16 protein-coding genes and 1 pseudogene are annotated in these 16313 nt (G+C 67.4%); 3 read left to right on the top strand and 14 right to left on the bottom strand.

Annotation, left to right across the window (positions count from 1 at the left end):
• Positions 1-2: 2 nt before the first annotated feature.
• The gene (locus tag ON20_RS31400; RefSeq protein ID WP_040841675.1) at positions 3-776 is read right to left on the bottom strand and encodes an SDR family NAD(P)-dependent oxidoreductase; all 774 of its coding nucleotides are present in this window, start codon (positions 774-776) and stop codon (positions 3-5) included.
• Between the two features lie 87 nt (positions 777-863).
• On the opposite strand from ON20_RS31400, the gene ON20_RS31395 reads away from it, so the two are divergent.
• Positions 864-1451 carry a TetR/AcrR family transcriptional regulator gene (locus ON20_RS31395; RefSeq protein ID WP_040841673.1) on the top strand — a complete coding sequence of 196 codons (588 nt, stop codon included), beginning with the start codon at positions 864-866 and terminating at the stop codon, positions 1449-1451.
• 43 nt (positions 1452-1494) lie between these two features.
• On the opposite strand, the pseudogene ON20_RS41330 reads toward ON20_RS31395, so the two are convergent.
• Positions 1495-1929 (bottom strand): annotated as a pseudogene (locus tag ON20_RS41330) (hypothetical protein); the annotation flags it as partial.
• Between the two features lie 360 nt (positions 1930-2289).
• Here ON20_RS41330 and ON20_RS31390 point away from each other — a divergent pair.
• Both ON20_RS31390 and ON20_RS38345 read left to right on the top strand, forming a co-directional pair.
• Positions 2290-2946, top strand: a complete 657-nt coding sequence (locus tag ON20_RS31390) for a TetR/AcrR family transcriptional regulator (RefSeq protein WP_040841671.1) — start codon at positions 2290-2292, stop codon at positions 2944-2946.
• 251 nt (positions 2947-3197) lie between these two features.
• On the top strand, positions 3198-3362 hold the full coding sequence (locus tag ON20_RS38345; protein WP_218002726.1) for a hypothetical protein: 165 nt from the start codon (positions 3198-3200) through the stop codon (positions 3360-3362).
• Between the two features lie 303 nt (positions 3363-3665).
• Here the strand turns inward: ON20_RS38345 and ON20_RS31385 are convergent, their stop codons facing one another.
• From ON20_RS31385 to ON20_RS31330, 12 genes are all read right to left on the bottom strand, one after another.
• On the bottom strand, positions 3666-4769 hold the full coding sequence (locus tag ON20_RS31385) for an acyl-CoA dehydrogenase family protein (RefSeq protein WP_040841670.1): 1104 nt from the start codon (positions 4767-4769) through the stop codon (positions 3666-3668).
• A complete protein-coding gene (locus tag ON20_RS31380; protein WP_040841668.1) occupies positions 4766-6280 on the bottom strand; it encodes a class I adenylate-forming enzyme family protein in 1515 nt (504 codons plus the stop codon). Before ON20_RS31380 ends, ON20_RS31385 begins: the two co-directional genes overlap by 4 nt.
• Before the next feature lie 9 nt (positions 6281-6289).
• Positions 6290-6589: a hypothetical protein gene (locus tag ON20_RS31375; RefSeq protein WP_040841667.1), complete on the bottom strand. Its 300-nt coding sequence runs from the start codon at positions 6587-6589 to the stop codon at positions 6290-6292.
• Positions 6590-6640: 51 nt separating this feature from the next.
• Entirely contained in the window at positions 6641-7936 is a 1296-nt protein-coding gene (locus ON20_RS31370) for an acyl-CoA dehydrogenase family protein (RefSeq protein WP_040841665.1), read from the bottom strand.
• Between the two features lie 20 nt (positions 7937-7956).
• Entirely contained in the window at positions 7957-9108 is a 1152-nt protein-coding gene (locus tag ON20_RS31365) for a thiolase family protein (protein ID WP_040841663.1), read from the bottom strand.
• The gene (locus ON20_RS31360; protein ID WP_083865556.1) at positions 9105-9566 is read right to left on the bottom strand and encodes a Zn-ribbon domain-containing OB-fold protein; all 462 of its coding nucleotides are present in this window, start codon (positions 9564-9566) and stop codon (positions 9105-9107) included. Before ON20_RS31360 ends, ON20_RS31365 begins: the two co-directional genes overlap by 4 nt.
• A gap of 214 nt (positions 9567-9780) precedes the next feature.
• A complete protein-coding gene (locus tag ON20_RS31355; protein WP_040841661.1) occupies positions 9781-11034 on the bottom strand; it encodes an acyl-CoA dehydrogenase family protein in 1254 nt (417 codons plus the stop codon).
• Between the two features lie 109 nt (positions 11035-11143).
• Positions 11144-12235: a phosphotransferase family protein gene (locus tag ON20_RS31350; RefSeq protein WP_040841660.1), complete on the bottom strand. Its 1092-nt coding sequence runs from the start codon at positions 12233-12235 to the stop codon at positions 11144-11146.
• The gene (locus ON20_RS31345; protein WP_040841658.1) at positions 12232-12654 is read right to left on the bottom strand and encodes a Zn-ribbon domain-containing OB-fold protein; all 423 of its coding nucleotides are present in this window, start codon (positions 12652-12654) and stop codon (positions 12232-12234) included. The genes ON20_RS31350 and ON20_RS31345 overlap by 4 nt, the downstream gene beginning before the upstream one ends.
• On the bottom strand, positions 12651-13832 hold the full coding sequence (locus ON20_RS31340) for a thiolase C-terminal domain-containing protein (protein ID WP_040841656.1): 1182 nt from the start codon (positions 13830-13832) through the stop codon (positions 12651-12653). The genes ON20_RS31345 and ON20_RS31340 overlap by 4 nt, the downstream gene beginning before the upstream one ends.
• Complete coding sequence (locus ON20_RS31335; protein ID WP_040841655.1) at positions 13825-14997, bottom strand: CaiB/BaiF CoA transferase family protein; 1173 nt, start codon at positions 14995-14997, stop codon at positions 13825-13827. The genes ON20_RS31340 and ON20_RS31335 overlap by 8 nt, the downstream gene beginning before the upstream one ends.
• Positions 14997-16307 carry a CaiB/BaiF CoA transferase family protein gene (locus ON20_RS31330; RefSeq protein WP_051163700.1) on the bottom strand — a complete coding sequence of 437 codons (1311 nt, stop codon included), beginning with the start codon at positions 16305-16307 and terminating at the stop codon, positions 14997-14999. Before ON20_RS31330 ends, ON20_RS31335 begins: the two co-directional genes overlap by 1 nt.
• Positions 16308-16313 lie beyond the last annotated feature (6 nt).

The raw sequence follows: 16313 nt of genomic DNA, 5'->3' as shown, positions 1-16313 counted from the left end.
CCCTAGTGACCACCGCCGGCCGACGGGAGTCCGTTCGCCTTTCTCCGCAATGTCGGCGACCCGACCTCCATCTCGACCTCGTCCCGACGCACGTGCATATCCCACAATGCTTCCGCGAGCCGGTCCGGATCGACCCGGTCCATCACGAGTCCATCGGCCCCGTCCACCGGCAGCCCGCCGGGATCGGCATCCACCAGAGCCGCCGCCGCGCTCCGCTCGATCAGATCACCGATCAACAGCGCCCCGGCATACACTCCCCGCGGCGCCAATTCCCGGTGTAGCGCATGAAGGTGATTCCGCATCGCCGCCTGGGCCATTCCGACGCTGCCGGTCATGGGCTCCGGGTATTTCGATGCCATCCCCAGCGCATACAGTAGCGAGCCGGTGCCACTCTCGGCCATCACCGGCCATACGGCGCGCGCCACCGCCACCGGTGACAGCAGGGTGAACACCAACTGCTCTCGCAACAGTCCCGGCTCGATGTCCAATGTCGAAGACACACTGGTGCCCAGCCCGTCCGGACCGTAGTAGGCGACCTCGATCGGGCCGAGGTGTCGCGTAATCCGTTCGACCACATTTGCCACACCGGCGGGGTCCGCGAGATCGGCCGGAAAGGCCTGGGCCCGTATCCCCTCCGCGGCAAGTATTTCCACATATGCGTCCAGCTTCCGCTCGGTACGGGATACCAACGCGACCGGCAGCCCCGCACCCCCGAAGCGCCGTGCCACGGACAACCCGAGCGCCGGACCCGCGCCGAAGATCGCCACCACTCCCATCGACCCACCCTCCTAAGTTGAGACAACCCTCAACTTCTGGAGGGTACACTAAGTTGAGGATGTCCTCAAGTTGCCTAGAATGAGGACATGCCGACCCCCATCGACCCTCGAGGACTGCGCAGCGACGCGCGCCGCAACCGCGAGCAGCTCATCGCCGCAGCCCGAACCGTCTTCGCGGACAAGGGGATCGACGCTCCACTGGAAGCCGTCGCGCGCGCGGCGGGTGTATCCATCGGCACGCTCTACAACCGGTTCCCGCACCGCGACGAACTGGTCGCGGCGGCGTGCCTCGACCTGGTGGAAAACGGCGTCACAGTGGGCGAACGCGCGAGGGCGATGACCGACCCCTGGGAGGCGTTCACCTGGTTCATGACAACCGTCTGCGAACTACAAGTGACCGACCGGGGTTACGCCGACGTATGCGCTCGCGACTTCCCCGACGCACCGGCCATCGGCGAAGTGAAGCAGCGTGCGAGCCGGAACTTCGACGCGGTCCTGGCGCGGGCCAAGACGTCCGGCGACCTTCGCGCGGACTTCACCGCCGAAGACGCGGTGCTGGCGATGGCCGCGGTGGTCCGCACGGCGGAATTGTCCCGCCCTTCGGCCCCCGAGGCCTGGCGACGGCACCTGACGTTCCTTCTCGACGGCCTTCGGACCTCCCGCCGCCGACGGTGATCAGCCCCCACACCGTGGTCGCGGCGATCTTCCGTCCGCCCGCCGTGCGCACGGCCTCGCCGATCCGATCCTCGGGCCGGGGGTGGCCCGCGGCGGGAAGGGTATACCGCAATTCGGCGTGGTCGGGACCGAGGAGTTGGACATCGGTTATCTCGATGGTGGTGAGCGCGGTCCGGGTGGTGCGTGACATACCGCCGATCTCGTCCCCACGTTCGACGAGCGCGATCCGGTCGAGAGTGGCAGTCCGCGGGTCGAAGAGCGCAAGGTATGCGTTTCGACGGCCATGATCGGGGGGTGTCACGTCCGGACCGTCGATATCGATGTCGGCGGGGCGCCGCCATACCTGTTGTGGTGGGCGTGGCCGTCGGTGGAACGGTTCGCGGCGTCGGCTCCGGATAGCCGCATCCGGTAGGGTGATCGCCGAGATGGCGAGCCCGGCCAGGGCGGTGGATCCGAGGCGTCCACCACAAAAAGCCATAGGGTTTTCCTGTCGGGTGAGGGCGGTTCTCTGGAGTGGTGACGCACGACAGGATCGAGGCGGCGATGATACCCACACCCTGTGGGTTGAAGCTGTGGGACATCCGCTGCCTGGACAGCCCTTCCAGATGCACGTACCACTGCAGGACGGTGGCGTTGCGGCCATCGAATTCGAAGGGCATCCGGCAGCCTCCTGTCTGTCATGGGCCCGTCGCCCGGCAAATGAAGAATACAATTCTCTTTATAGGAAAGTAATAGTCCCCAAAAAGCGAAGTGAAGGTGGCTCAGGCGTCCGAAGGCGGGATCTTCTCCGGTACAGTGCACTCATGTTCTCCACACATGGGACCGAGTTGGTCGACCGGTGAGCAGCCCCAGCGAAGAGCCGGCCTGGAAGCAGCGCGCGGTCGAACGATCGATCAGAACCGCCAAACTGCGTGCGGAACAGCGTGTGCAGCGATTCCTCGACGCCGCCCAGGCGATCATCACCGAGAAGGGCACTACCGACTTCACGGTCCAAGAGGTCGTGGATCGGTCACGCCAGTCGCTGCGCAGCTTCTATCTACAGTTCGACGGAAAGCACGAACTGCTGCTGGCCCTGTTCGAGGACGCCCTCGGCCGCACCGCGGATCAGATTCGAGCTGCCGCGAGTGGTAAGGACGATCCGCTGGACCGACTGCAACTGGCCATAGAGTTGCTCTACGAGCTGTGCCGTCCCGACCCGACCGCACAGCGGCCGCTGTTCACCGACTTCGCCCCACAGCTGCTGGTCACCCATCCAGCCCAGGTCAAGGTGGCACACGCGCCGCTGGTGGGGCTGTTCACCGAGCTGATGACCGACGCCGCCGAGGCGAAGCTGCTGCGTTCCGACGTGAATCCGCGGCGTATGGCCGCCATGGTGATGCAGACGGTCATGTTCACCGCGCAGCCCAGCGGCGGGCTCGACGACGAGACCGGCAACCCGATCACGGCCGAGGAGGTCTGGAACTTCTGTTCACGGGGGTTCGCACGAAAGCCCTAGGAGAATAACGTTCCCATCCAGGGAGAGTTATGCTTGCATTGAGGTACGCTCGATATCTGGACCGATCTCCTCGCCTGCCCCGACAAGGCCGTCGAATCCATTCACATGATCTTCGCCCGCGAGGGCAAGAGCGACGCGCCCGTGGACTACGTGGTACACCCGCAGTATCGAGGCCGATACTGCGCCACGCTGACCATCGTCGCCCGCCGGCACGGCAACGGCACCGCGTTCACGCAACCACCTCACCCACGGTGTGTTTCCATCGCTTTTTCCGCACCGATGACCGGCTGCTGCTGCATCGCACCGGTCCGATCGTGGCATACGGACGCTGCTTCGGCCGCGGTGACATGCTCACCCGGGATGGCACCCTGGTCGCCTCCTTCGCCCGGGAAGCCCTGCTGCGCTTCCGTCCCTGAATCCACCCGGCCCGCCATCCACGGATCGAGACCGAGATGGAACCGAACCTCTTGCCCCACAACCTCGCCCAGTGCAGCGGCGGCCCGTATCGGGTGGCCCAGTGGGCCACCGGAACCATTCCCACTCGAACGGATGGCCCAGCTCCCCCCGAGCTACACCGCCAACCGCGCCGTCAACGCCCTCCCTCCCCTATCCTTGCACGGCCCTGCCCGGAAGCCGCACAACCCCGGACCTGCCACAGATCACCGCGACATCGAGCCGAGCGGCCGATCCGATACGGCGCGTTCCCTCGCGGACCTCGTTCAGATACCCATCGCCGTGAGCACATCCTCACGATGGCGGTTGACGTCTCCGAACAACGCCGCATCACTGGTGGCGCGACGGAAGTACAGATGGGCGGGATGTTCCCAGGTGAAGCCGATCCCACCGTGCAGTTGGATGTTCTCGCGAGCGCAGTCGAGGAACGCGCGTGAGCACACGACCGCGGCCATCGGCGCGGCCATCCGCAGCCGGTCGGGTTCCTCGTGCAGCGCCCAGATCGCGTGGGCGAGAGCGGAACGAGCGTCGTCGAGAAGGATCGCCAGGTCGGCGCACCGGTGCTTGACCGCCTGGAACGAGCCTATTTCGCGCCCGAACTGCACGCGGACCTTCGCGTACTCGACCGCCATCCGCAGCGCCTGCTCCGCCCCGCCCAGTTGTTCGCAGGCGACCGCGACGGTCAGCGCGGTCCGTAGCTCGGTGAGAACGGCATCGGCCGTGCCGGCTGCGCCGAGGGGACGCGCCACCGCGGCAGCGAGGTCGAGCCGGGCGAACGACCGAGTGAGATCCATCGAGTTCTGGACCGTGGTCGCCACGCCGCGGTCCTCGGTGTCGATCACGAACAATCGCGGGCCGTCGGGGGTACCCGCCCGAAGGAAAACCCAATCGGCGGTGGCGCCGTCGAGGACGAACGACGTCGATCCGGTGATCGTCCAGCGCCCCTCGACGTCCGCCACGGCTTCGAGATCCTCGGGTACGGTGCCGTCGTCGCGCAGGGCTCCGAGCGCCACTGTCGCCGTTCGGGAACCGTCCAGTAATGCCGGGAGCATCGCGGCCCTGGCCTCCGCGTCCCCCGCCCGCGCGAGCAGGCCCTGCCCGAGGACGACCGAACCGAGGATCGGCAACGGGGACAGCACCCGCCCGGCCTCTTCGAGCACGATCGCCAGTCCCGCGCCGCCGATACCGGCGCCGCCCAGCGCCTCCGGTTCGGCGACACCGGCGAGACCCAGTTCCGAGCACGCCCGGGACCAGCGCGCCGGGTCCCATCTCGGCCGGTCCTCGGAAGCCGCGGCGACCTCGCCCTCGTCCAGGAAATCACGGACCACCTCACGCAGGGTGGCCATATCCGGGTCGTCACGCAGAATCATCGCACCGCCTCCCGTGTCGGCGCGCCGGCCTCGAGTTCGTCACGTAGGACACGGCGGAGCAGTTTCCCGGTCTCGCTGAACGGCAACTCCGACCATGTGTGGATACGTGCCGGGACGCGGGTCGACCGCAGTCTTTCCCGAACCCATTCCCGCAGTTCCGTTTCCGCCGCGGCGCGGCCGGGGGCGGCGACGACCACCGCTTCCACCCGCTCGCCCCATTCGGTGTCGGCGATACCGACCACGGCGGCCTCGGCGACCGCCGGATGGGCGACGAGGACATCCTCGATCTCCCCGGGCGAGATGTTCTCGCCGCCGCGCACGATCACATCGTCGGCGCGACCGTCCAGGAACAGGTAGCCCTCGGCGTCGAGCCGACCGCGGTCGCGCGTGGGGTACCAGCCGTCGGGGTCCAGGGCACTGTGCGAGGTGTATTCGCCGGCGACCTGCTCGCCGCGGACGAACACCTCCCCCGTCACGCCGGCGGGCACCGGGGCGCCGGTATGGTCGCGGATCTGCACCTCCACGGAGGGCAATGGCCGTCCCACCGAGCCGAGCCGGGCCCGAACCTCGGGAATATCGCCGGCGAGTGCGGCGCGATGGTCGTCCGGACCGAGGACCGTGATGGTCGAGCTCGTCTCGGTGAGCCCGTAGGCGTTGACGAAGCCGACCTGCGGCAGCAACCGCATCGCCCGTTCCACGGTCTGCGGCGGCATCCGACCACCGCCGTAGGACAGCGCGCGCAGCGCGGGCAGACCGGTTCCGGTCGTTTCCAGCACATCGAGGATCCGACCGAGCATGGTCGGGACGACCATCGCCTGGGTGATGCGTTCGGCGGCAGCCACTTCCACCCACGCCCGCGGTGAGAACGAGGGCAGCTGTACCATCCGGCGGCCCGCGTAAACGGAACTGAGGATCGAACTGACCCCGGCGATATGGTAATTCGGCACCGACACCAGGATCGCCTCGTCCTCGTCGGCGTTCCAGAACTCGACGCTACCGACGATATAGTTCGTCAGATGCCGGTGGCGCAGGATCGCGGCCTTCGGCGCACCGGTGGTGCCGCTGGTGAACAGGAGAACCGCGGGATCGTCGGGATCCACGAACGGCAGCTCTGTATCCGCGGCGGTCGGCACCTGCGCAACGAGCCGGTCGGTGCGGTGGAACGCGATATCGTCGCGCGGTGTGAGCCGACCATTGAAGTCGGCCCCGGTCACGACCGTCGCGGGCGTGAGCCGGCCGACCGCCGCATCGAGTTGCGCATCGGTAAGCCGGTAGTTCAACGGCGCGAACGGCAGCCCGGCCATCGCCGCACCGAACAGCAGGACCGGAACCGCCTCGGTGTTGAGGTCGAGTAACGCCACGTGCTCATGCCTCGCCGCCGCGAGCCGACGGGCCAGCGCACGGGACCGGTCGAACAGGCCGCGGTAGGTGAGGCCGCCCGCACGGGATCCGACGGCGATTCGGTCCGGACCGGTGTCGGCGGCCATTTCGAGGAGCATGCCGAGGTTCATCGGTCCACCTCAGTCCGAGGACGGCAGCGGCTTCGCGGTCTTGACCGTGAGCGGACGGCCCTCGACCGCGAGTGTTCCCGCACCCGCCTTGACACACAGCACTTCCAGTCCGGTGTCCTGGTCTTCGTATCGCTTGCCGACCTGCGTTCCCCCGGCCGGTCCGACACCGGGCCGGCCGCCGGCCTCGGCGGGCGCGGCGGCGTCCACCATCGGCCGGCCGCCGCATTCGATGACGAGATCGCCTACCGGCCGCACGACGACGATGGAGGTATCACACACAGTGCTGCGGAGTCTGGTTCCGGGTTTCATATGTCTGCTTCCTGAGCTGTCCCCGGGATGGGGAGAAGTCGAATGGTTCGGTCAGCCGAGTTCGTCGAGGGCGAGCAGATCGCGGAATTTCTCCCGCGCCTGTTCGCGACGGGCCGGCAGATGCCCCGAGGGGAAGAGCCCGGCCGCGGGTTCGACGCCACGCAGCAACTGCTTGGCGACCTGGATCTTGTGCAGTTCCGTCGCACCGTCGGCGAGGCCCATGTGAAAGCTCTCCATCACCCAGGCGCCGAACGGCATTTCGGTGGAGATACCGAGTGATCCGTGCAGTTGGATGGCACGGCCGGCGACGTCGAGCAGCACCTTCGGCATTGCCGCCTTCACCGCGGAGATATCGGTGATCACCTTGCGGTAGTCGTTGTACTTGTCGATCTTCCACGCGGTCTGCAGCACCAGCAGGCGGAACTGTTGCAACTGGATCCAGGAGTCGGCGATCATCTCCTGGACCAACTGGTGGTCGGCGAGCGTGCCGCCCCGGCTCGGGCGTGATACCGCGCGCTCTAGCATCATGTCCAAGGACTGCTGAACCAGCCCCACGGTGCGCATCGCATGGTGGATCCGCCCGCCGCCGAGCCGGGTTTGCGCCACCGCGAAGCCCTGGCCGCGTTCGCCGAGCAGATGGTCCTTCGGGATGCGAACGTCGGTGTAGCGAATGTAGGCATGGGTGCCGCCGAGGTTTTCGTGTCCGCACACCTCGACATTGCGGATGATCTCGATTCCCGGTGTGTCGGCCGGTACGACGAACATCGAGGCACGGTGGTGGCGATCGGCCTCGGGATCGGTGACCGCCATGACGATCAGGAACGAGGCGAAGTTCGCGTGCGAGGAGAACCACTTCTCGCCGTTGATGACCCACTCGTCGCCATCCAACTCGGCTCGGGTGACGAACGCGGTGGGATCGGAGCCGCCCTGCGGTTCGGTCATCGAGTAGGCGGAGACGATCTCGTTTTCCAGTAGCGGCTCGAGGTAGCGGCGCTCGAGTTCCGGGCTGCCGTAATGGGCCAGGATTTCGGCGTTGCCCGAATCGGGCGCCTGACAGCCGAAGACGACCGGACCGCTGTGCGTGCGACCGAGTTGCTCGTTCAACAGTGCGAGTTTCAGCTGCCCGTAACCGGGGCCGCCGAGTTCGGGCCCGAGGTGGCAGGCCCACAGTTTGCGCTCGCGGACCTGCTGCTGCAGCGGCTTGATGAGCGCGTTGCGTACCGGGTCATTGACATTCCAGGCGTGATCGACGACACGGTCGACGGGCTCGATCTCGTCGACGACGAAATCCGCTACCCACTCCAGGTCCTCGCGGTAGTCGTCGTCGGGTTCGAATCCCCAGCTCATAATGGTCTCTTTCGTTCGGCTCAACGGGTGAGCACGGTGCACGCGCTGATCCCGGGCGCACCGTAGACATGGGTGAACGCGGCTCGTGGCGCGCCGGGAACCTGCCGCGGCCCGGCGGCGCCCCGCAACTGCAGGACGTTCTCGTACACCTGGCGCAGTCCGGTCGCCCCGATGGGCTCGCCGTTGGCGAGGACACCGCCGTCGGTGTTGATCGGCAGCCGCCCGCCGATCTCGGTGGCGCCGGACTCGATCAGGGCGGCCTGCTCACCGTGTCCGCACAGACCGGTTTCGGCCATATGCATGATCTCGGCACCGGACTCGGTGTCCTGTATCTGCGCCAGGTCCATGTCCTCCGGGCCGATACCGGCGGACTCGAATGCCGCCGCGGCGGCCTCGACCGTCGGGCCGTCGGCGATATCCGGTGCGACCCAGGGGCTGTATACCTCGAAGGAGCCGAACCGGCGCGAACGGAACTCGCACGAACGCAGGTAGATCGGGGTGGACGCGTACCGCTTCGCGTGGTCGGCCCGGGCGAGGACGAGAGCCACGGCCCCTTCGCCCGGCGAGCAGAACATGTACTGGGTGAGCGGGTAGCTGATCATGGGGGCGGCGGCGATCTCCTCGACGGACAAAGCCTTGCGCCGCCAGGCATTCGGGTTTCGGGAGCCGTTGCGGAACGCCTTGGCCGCCACGTGCGCGAGCGTCGAGGACGCAATCCCGTACCTGCGCATATAGCGTTGGATCTTCATCGCGAAGAACTGGGTGGTGACCATCATGCCGGTCTCGCCGTACCAGGAGCCGAGGCCCAGGTTCGCCGGGTCCTCGTTGAACGCGCCCGGTGGATGCTTGTCGAAACCGACCACCATGCCGATGTCGTAGGCACCGGAGGCGATGGCGTGCCGGGCGCACGTCAACGCCGAGCCCCCGGTACCGCATCCATTCGAGACATTGATGAAGGGAAGGCCGATCATGCCGAGGTCCGACACCAGGGAGTCCGCGTCGCCGGCGGAATAGCTCCCCCCGAAGGCGAACTGCATATCCTGCCAGGTCAGACCGGCGTCGGCCACGGCCCGGCGGGCCGCGTAGGCGCCTTGTTCCCGGCCGCTGAGCCCCGGTGTCCGGCCGAACGGGTGGATGCCGATGCCGACGATGGCCACATCACTCGTATTCATCGGAGCTCCTGACCGTCGGTATCGCTACCGGTGCCCGCGATCGGGGCGAAAGCGAAGGTGAGCACGGTCGTGCCGTCCGGGTCGGTGAACGCGGGAACGAGTTGGAGCTCGACCCGGTCGGTGTCGTGCAGCCGCTGCGGGTCGTTCTCGGTCAACCGCGATTCGACGAGGACATCGCCCAGGTCGATATAGCCGACACCATAGGGGGTGAAGGGGCCGTCGGTTCGGTAGGGCGGTTTGGGTTCGAATCCCTGCACCGTGAAGGTCCACAGGGTGCCTTCCCGGGGCAGCTCATATGTCCTCATCTCGGCATGGCCGCAACGGGGGCAGGCGGTCTGGGCGGGAAACGTCACCGTCGCGCATTCGCCGCACCGACTACCGCACAGGGCGGGCGCGGTACCGGAGCCGGGGTCGATATCGCCGACAAACAACGTCGGGTCGACCAATCGCTGGGGCATCGCTGTCAATCTCCTTGTCCGGTATCGGCATGGGGGTATTTGCGGCACCGGCCCAGCGGTCGCCGCTGCCGACTCTCGAGCGACGGGGTTCGGGAAACCGGCCGAAAAAGACGGGATGAGGTGGATCGCATCCGCCTACATCCACTTTATTCATCATGATGAAATTCGGCAAGAGGTGGAACCGTATTCTGCCGATTCTCCGACGCACTCCTGGTCAGCGTCGGATTTCCCGCCACGGGATACCGCGGTCGATCCGCGGCTCCGCGGGAAGGCCGAGCATGCGCTCGGCGATGATATTGCGCTGGATCTCGTCGGACCCGCCCGCGATCCGGTAGCCCGGCACCCCCAGGACGTGCCGGCCCCAGGCGAACGTTCCCCATTCGCCGGAGTCCACCACCAGCCGCGGACCCAACGCCGCGGTGACGAAGTCGGATATGCCCGACATCCGCCGGACCCACTGCATCTTGCGGATCGACCCGAGGGCGCCGAGCGGCTCCCCACGCTCGGTGGCGTCCTTGTCGCGCAACCGGGCGATCTCACCCAGCTTGTGCGCGATGACCACGTCGGCGAGCTGCTGCCGCAACACCGGATCACGGTCCGCTCCGGTGAACTTCGCCAGACCGACGGTCTGCAGCCAGCTACCTCCCACACCGGTATTCGCCGAACTGGCGCCGCGTTCGAATCCCAGAGTGGTCAACGCCACCCGCCACCCGGCGCCGACGTCACCGAGACGCAGCGCGTCGGGTATCCGGACATTGTCGAGGAATACCTCGTTGAAACTCGTCCCACCCGACATCTGCCGCAGCGGACGGACCCGGAGACCGGGTAGGTCCATCGGAATGAGAAAGGCCGTCATGCCCTGGTGTTTGGGGACGTCGGGGTCGGTGCGCGCGATCAGCTCACCCCACTGCGCGAATTGCGCGCCCGAAGTCCACACCTTCTGTCCGCTGACCACCCACTCGTCACCCTCGCGTGCGGCGCGGGTGCCGAGCGCGGCCAGGTCGGAACCGGCGCCGGGCTCGGAGAAGAGCTGGCAGGCCAGTTCCCGGCCGCTCAGGAAGGGACGGACGAACCGTTGCCGCTGTTCCTCGGTGCCGAACAACCGGATCGTCGGCGCTATCAGGTGAAGCGTGACCGAGAGAAGTTCATGTGCGCCGCCGGTATCGAAAGCGCGTTCCTCCGTGGCGAAGACCTCTTCGAACTCCGGTCCGAGTTCCTGCCCACCGAACTCGGCCGGCCAGGTCAGCGCCCCGTAACCGGCCTCGTACTTACGGCGTTGCCAGGCCCGCAATCGGTCCAACAGTCGCCCTTCTGCTTCGAAGGACAGGTCGTGGAACACCGAAACATCGTCGGAGCCCTCCCCCCAGGTGGGAAAGCCCTCCTCGGCCTCGGCCCGCCGCGGCACACCCGTCTCGGCCAACCATCGGCGTGCGCGCCGGCGGAATTCCTCGAGTTCTCGATCCTGCACGTGGCACCTTCTCTCTTCGCCGGCCCGATTCGGACGCGGCGTATTTCACGAATACGAGTACGCGTGTCGCCCCCGCGGACCGAGGCGAATCGGAGGGAACGGGAAGCGGTCAGCCCAATAGGCCGAGCGCCCGGCGAGCGAGCGGCGCCACCGCCGCGCCGCGTTCACCCATACGCGCGTCGGACGTTTCGCCCCGCACGTACCTGGCGTACAACTGCTGCAGGATGATCGCCGTCTTCCAACAGCCGAAGGCCTCATACCAGTGGATATCCGTCAGGTCCACGGTGCTGCGCCGCGCGTAGCGCTCGATCACCTCGCGCCGGGGAGGCAGGCCGAGTGCGCGCATTCCCGGCACCGCGGTGAACGCCGCATCCGAGTCCGGGTCGACGGTGCTGTCCGGCCAATAGTTCAGCAGCGTTCCCAGGTCGACGAGCGGGTCACCGAGAGTGGCCATATCCCAGTCGAACACCGAGACGACGCGGTCGGGGGCGCACGGGGCGAACTGGCAGTTGTCGACCTTGTAGTCGTTGTGCACGATACCGCCGCGCCGGGTCCGCGGTTGTGTCGCGACGAGACGGTCGGCCACCGCACACACGATCTCGGCGGTATCGTCGCCGGTCGCTTCCGCCTCGACCGCGGCCCAGCGCCGCTGCCACCCGCGCAGCTGCCGATCCAGATACCCGACCGGCCGGCCCAGATCCGCCAGCCCCACCGATTCCGGATCGACCTCGTGCAGATCGGCGAGCGCGTCGATGACCGCCAGACCGATCCGGGTACCGGCATCGCCGACGGACCGCATCGATTCCGGGATCCCGTCCCACACCACGATCCCCGTGCGGTACTCGCTGACGAGGAATTCGGCGCCGATCACGTCCGGATCCGCGCAGTGCAGCAGCGCCCGCGGTGCGCGCGGGTATCGCGTGTGCAGCCGTGACAGCACCTTGTACTCGCGACCCATATCGTGCGCGCCGGGCGCCAGCCGGCCGAAGGGCGGCCGCCGCACGACCAGGGCGGTGTCGCCGATCATCACCCGATAGGTCAGGTTCGCCGACCCGCGGGGAAATTGCAGTACCGAGAACTCGCCGTCGAGCTCCGGCAGCTGCCTGCGCAGGTATTCGGCCAGCTTCTCCCAGTCGAGATCCTCACCCGCGCGGACCGGAGCCAGCTCGGTGCGCGCCTCCTGGCGATCGGTCGAGGTCATCGATGCTCCTCCGGGGTCCAGCGCGGCAGAACCGTCGGATTGCCCTGCGGATCCGGCCCCAGATCCTCGAAACCGGCCACCAGCCAGGTGTTCTGGTCGACCTCGGCACGGCCGGGCAGGTAGCCGATCATGCGCACGTCCGGACAGTCCTCGATATCGATGACCACGACCGTGTACGGCGTGGGAAACCACGGATGCACCTGGTGCTCGACAACGGTCCAGGACCGCACTCGGCCGCGGCGCGGCACATCGCGCCAGGTGAGCGTGTCACCGCCACAGTGCACGCAGTATGGGCGCGGCAGATGGGTGTGTCCGCCGCAGTCGCCGCAGGTCGACACCGCGAGCCGGCCCTCGGCCGCGGCCTGGAAGAAGCCCCTCGTGCCCGGATCGACGACAGTGGGAGCCAGGCGGGCGCTCATGCCGCCACCAGGATCAGCGCCGAAGTCGACGGCGGCGGCGCCGACGTCACCAACGACACCGCGGCGTCGGGTACCTGGTTGGTCGAGGTGCCGCGAATCTGGCGTACCCCCTCGACAATATGGTTCATGCCGTGGATATAGCCCTCGGACATATGACCTCCACTGGTGTTGAACGGCAACGCTCCCCCGATCTCGAGTTCACCCGCCGCCGCGAACTCACCCGCTTCTCCCGCACCGCAGAATCCGTAGTCCGGTAGCTGCAACAGGGCGGTGATGGTGAAGCAGTCGTACAGTTGCGCCACGTCGATATCGGCCGGACCGAGTCCCGCCCGGCGGTACAGCGTCTGCGCGCAATAGCGCGACGGCAGCGATAGCGGGTCGGACCGCATCAGCACCGGGTACATCTGGCCCGGCTGCGGCCGCGGCCCACTCGCCATCGCGGCCGCCCGGATGAGCGCGGGCCGTTGCTGCAGGTCCCGGGCGCGTTCGGTGGTGGTGACCACGACGGCGGCCGCCCCGTCCGTTTCCAGGCAGTAGTCGAACAGTCGCAGCGGCGACGAGAGCATCCGAGAGTTCAGATAGTCGTCGAGGGTCATCTTCCGGGAGTACATCTGCGCCCGCGGGTTGTTGTTCGCGTGCCTGCGCGCGGCGAGGGCGACATGGCCGAGTTGCTCGGAGGTCAGTCCCGTCCTGAGCATGTACTCCCGCGCCAGCAGTGCGAAGAACTGCCCCGGTGCCAGCAACCCGTAGGGTCCGAAGAACTCGGTCATGGACTCACCGCCGCCGACGGTCCGTTCCAGCTCCGACGAGACTCCGAAGCGGTTACCGGAACGTCCGTTCAAGGAGCGGAACACGACCACGGTGCGGGCCTGTCCACTGAGGATCGCGCCGACCGCTTGGGCAACCATCGCGCACGGGCCCGAGCCGCCGGGCCCGGCTTCGCCGTAATAGGTCAGGTCGCGGGCCCCGATCGCGTCGGCGAGCGCGGCGCAGGAGACCAGATCCATATCGTTGCGGACGATCCCGTCGACGTCGGCCGGGTCCAGCCCGGCATCGGCGAGCGCGGCGAACGCGGCCCGTGCGGCGAGCGCGGTGACGCTGGTACCCGAACTCTTCGAGTAGGCGGTTTCGCCGACCCCGACGATGGCGCAGCGGTCCCGCTGCCATGCCTCAACCATGGGACAGCACCTGTTGGGTGTGTTCGCCCAGCAGCGGCGGCCGACGCGGGGCAGCGTATCCGTCGGAGAACCGGTAGGGCGCTCCGGGGAATGTGGCGGTGGTGCCGTCGGCCAGTTCGACGTCGGCGAAGAACCCGCGGGCGGCGAGGTGTTCGTCGCGCAGGACTTCCTCCGGGGCGCGCAACGGTCCGATCGGCAGGCCCCAGCGTTGACCGTCCCGGTATACCGCCTCCGAGTCCTGGATGAGGAAGAACGCCTCGAGCATGCCCTGGATGTGCGCGAAGTTGTCCTGCCGGTAGGCCAACGAGTCGTATTCCGTCTCGGTCAGGTCCGCCGCCACACCGACCTCCTCCATCCAGGAGGTCAGCGCCTTCCAGGCCACCTGATCGGCCAGAATGAGCGCGAAGTAGACCCATACCCCGTCGGCACACTGGAACAGCGCCGGCTGCGTGGGCATCGGTTGGGCGTGCCGGCAGGTCTGCCGCTGCACGATCGCCTTCGGGTAGAACCAGTACGGGTTGGCGAGTTCGCCGGTGACGGCGATGGATTCGTGCATCGACACGTCCACCACCTGGCCGCGTCCCGTCTGTTGCCGTTCGATCAGCGCCAACAGCACACCACAGAGCGCGAAGCCGGCCGCCGTCATATACCCCTGGTTCCCACCGGGGCGGATCGGCGGGATCGAATGGTCGTCATAACCGCAACTGTTGAGCAGGCCCCCGGCAGCCAGCCCGACGAGATCGCTGCTCAGATAATTCGCCCACGGTCCGGTGAGGCCGAACGGGGACACCGACAACGCGACGAGCCCCGCGTGTTCTGCGCACAGGGCATCCAGGTCCAGGCCGGCACGCTCGAGGTCGACGGGGCGTCCGGTGGTCAGCAGGATGTCCGCCTCGGCGATCAGCGCGGCCCGGGCGGCTCGCCCGGCCGCGTCGTCGGCCAGGACCACCGACTGCTTCGAGGTGTTGTAGGTCCAGAAGTTCAGGCTGTGGTCGGCATCTCGCACACCACCCGCCCACGGCCCGATATGCCGGCTCGCCGCGCCGCCCTCCGGCTCGATCTTGACCACCGTCGCCCCTTGGTCGGCCAGCAGCTTCCCGGTGTATTCACCGGCGGGGTCGTCGGCGATCTCGACGACCCGGATTCCATCGAATACCAGTTCCATCAGATGACGCCCTCCGCGGTCAGTTCGGCGATCTCGGCGCGGTCCAGGCCGAGGATGTCGCCGAATACGTAGTCGTTGTCCTCGCCCAACAGCGGCGCCGAGCGCCAGTTCTGCTGGACGGTCCGGGTGAACCGAATCGGTGTGCCTTCGAACTTCGCGACCCCGATCACCGGATGATCCAGTTCGAAAAACGTTCCGCGATGGGCGATTTGCGGATCGGTTTCCGCCAGGTCGCGAGCATTCTGCACGGTGCCGGCCGGTACCCCGGCTCGCTGCAGCAGGTCCATGGTCTCGTGCGCGGTGCGCACCGAGGTCCAGCGCGACAGATGCGCGTCGAGTTCGTCCTGATGCGCATGGCGCCCCGCTACGGACGAGAACTCGGGCGCGGCCGCCCAGTCCGGTCGCCCGAGTACGGTCACCAGCCGTTCCCACTGGTCGTCGTCGAAGACCGCGACGGCGACCCAGGTGTCCTCGCCTTCGGCCGGGTACACCCCGTGCGGGGCGGCCGGCGGTTCGACCAGGCGATTGCCTGTCGGGAAACCCGGGCGGCGGGTGGCGACACCGTTGACGGACACATCGAGCAGGTCCGGGCCGATCAGATTGATCCCGGCCTCCACCGCGGAAACGTCGATCTCTTGTCCCCTACCGGTGATGTTGCGCCGCATGATGGCCATGAGCACGGCGGCCGAGTTGTAGTAGGCCGCCTGGTTGTCCATGTACGACAGTCCCCATCCGGACGGCTCGCGATCGGGCAGTCCCGAAATGAAGGACAGGCCGGATACCGCCTGCACGACCGGGCCGTAACTCTTGTACCGGTGATGCGGCCCGCTGTGGCCGTAGCCGCTCATCCGGGCGAGAATGACCTCGGGAGTGATCTTCCTCAGCTCCTCGTAGGTCAGACCCCACTTCTCCATGACTCCCGGCGCGAAGTTCTCGGTGACGACCGAGCTCGCCGCGATGAGCCGGCGCACCAGCTGTTGGCCGCGCTCGGTTTTCATATTGACGGTCACACCGAGCTTGTTGCGGCTGTAGTTGTTGAACAGGCCGCCCTTGTTCGGATCCGGATTCGGGTCCTCCTCGCCATAGGAACGGACCTCGCCCTTGTAGATCGGCAGCCGCCGCGGCATGTCCAGGCGGTCGCGCGCCTCGATTTTGATGACCTCGGCGCCGAAGTCGGCGAGCATCCGCGTCGCGACCGCACCCACACCCATCCAGCAGAAGTCGGCCACTCGGATACCGGCCAGCGGACCGATCCGCGGGCCCGGCCGTCGTTCGGCGGTCGTCGGTGAAAAATCCTCGATCGCAGTCACCACATG

It is taken from the genome of Nocardia brevicatena NBRC 12119, from assembly GCF_000308495.1.
Lineage (GTDB): Bacteria > Actinomycetota > Actinomycetes > Mycobacteriales > Mycobacteriaceae > Nocardia > Nocardia brevicatena.
This window is presented reverse-complemented; position numbering and strand designations above follow the sequence as displayed.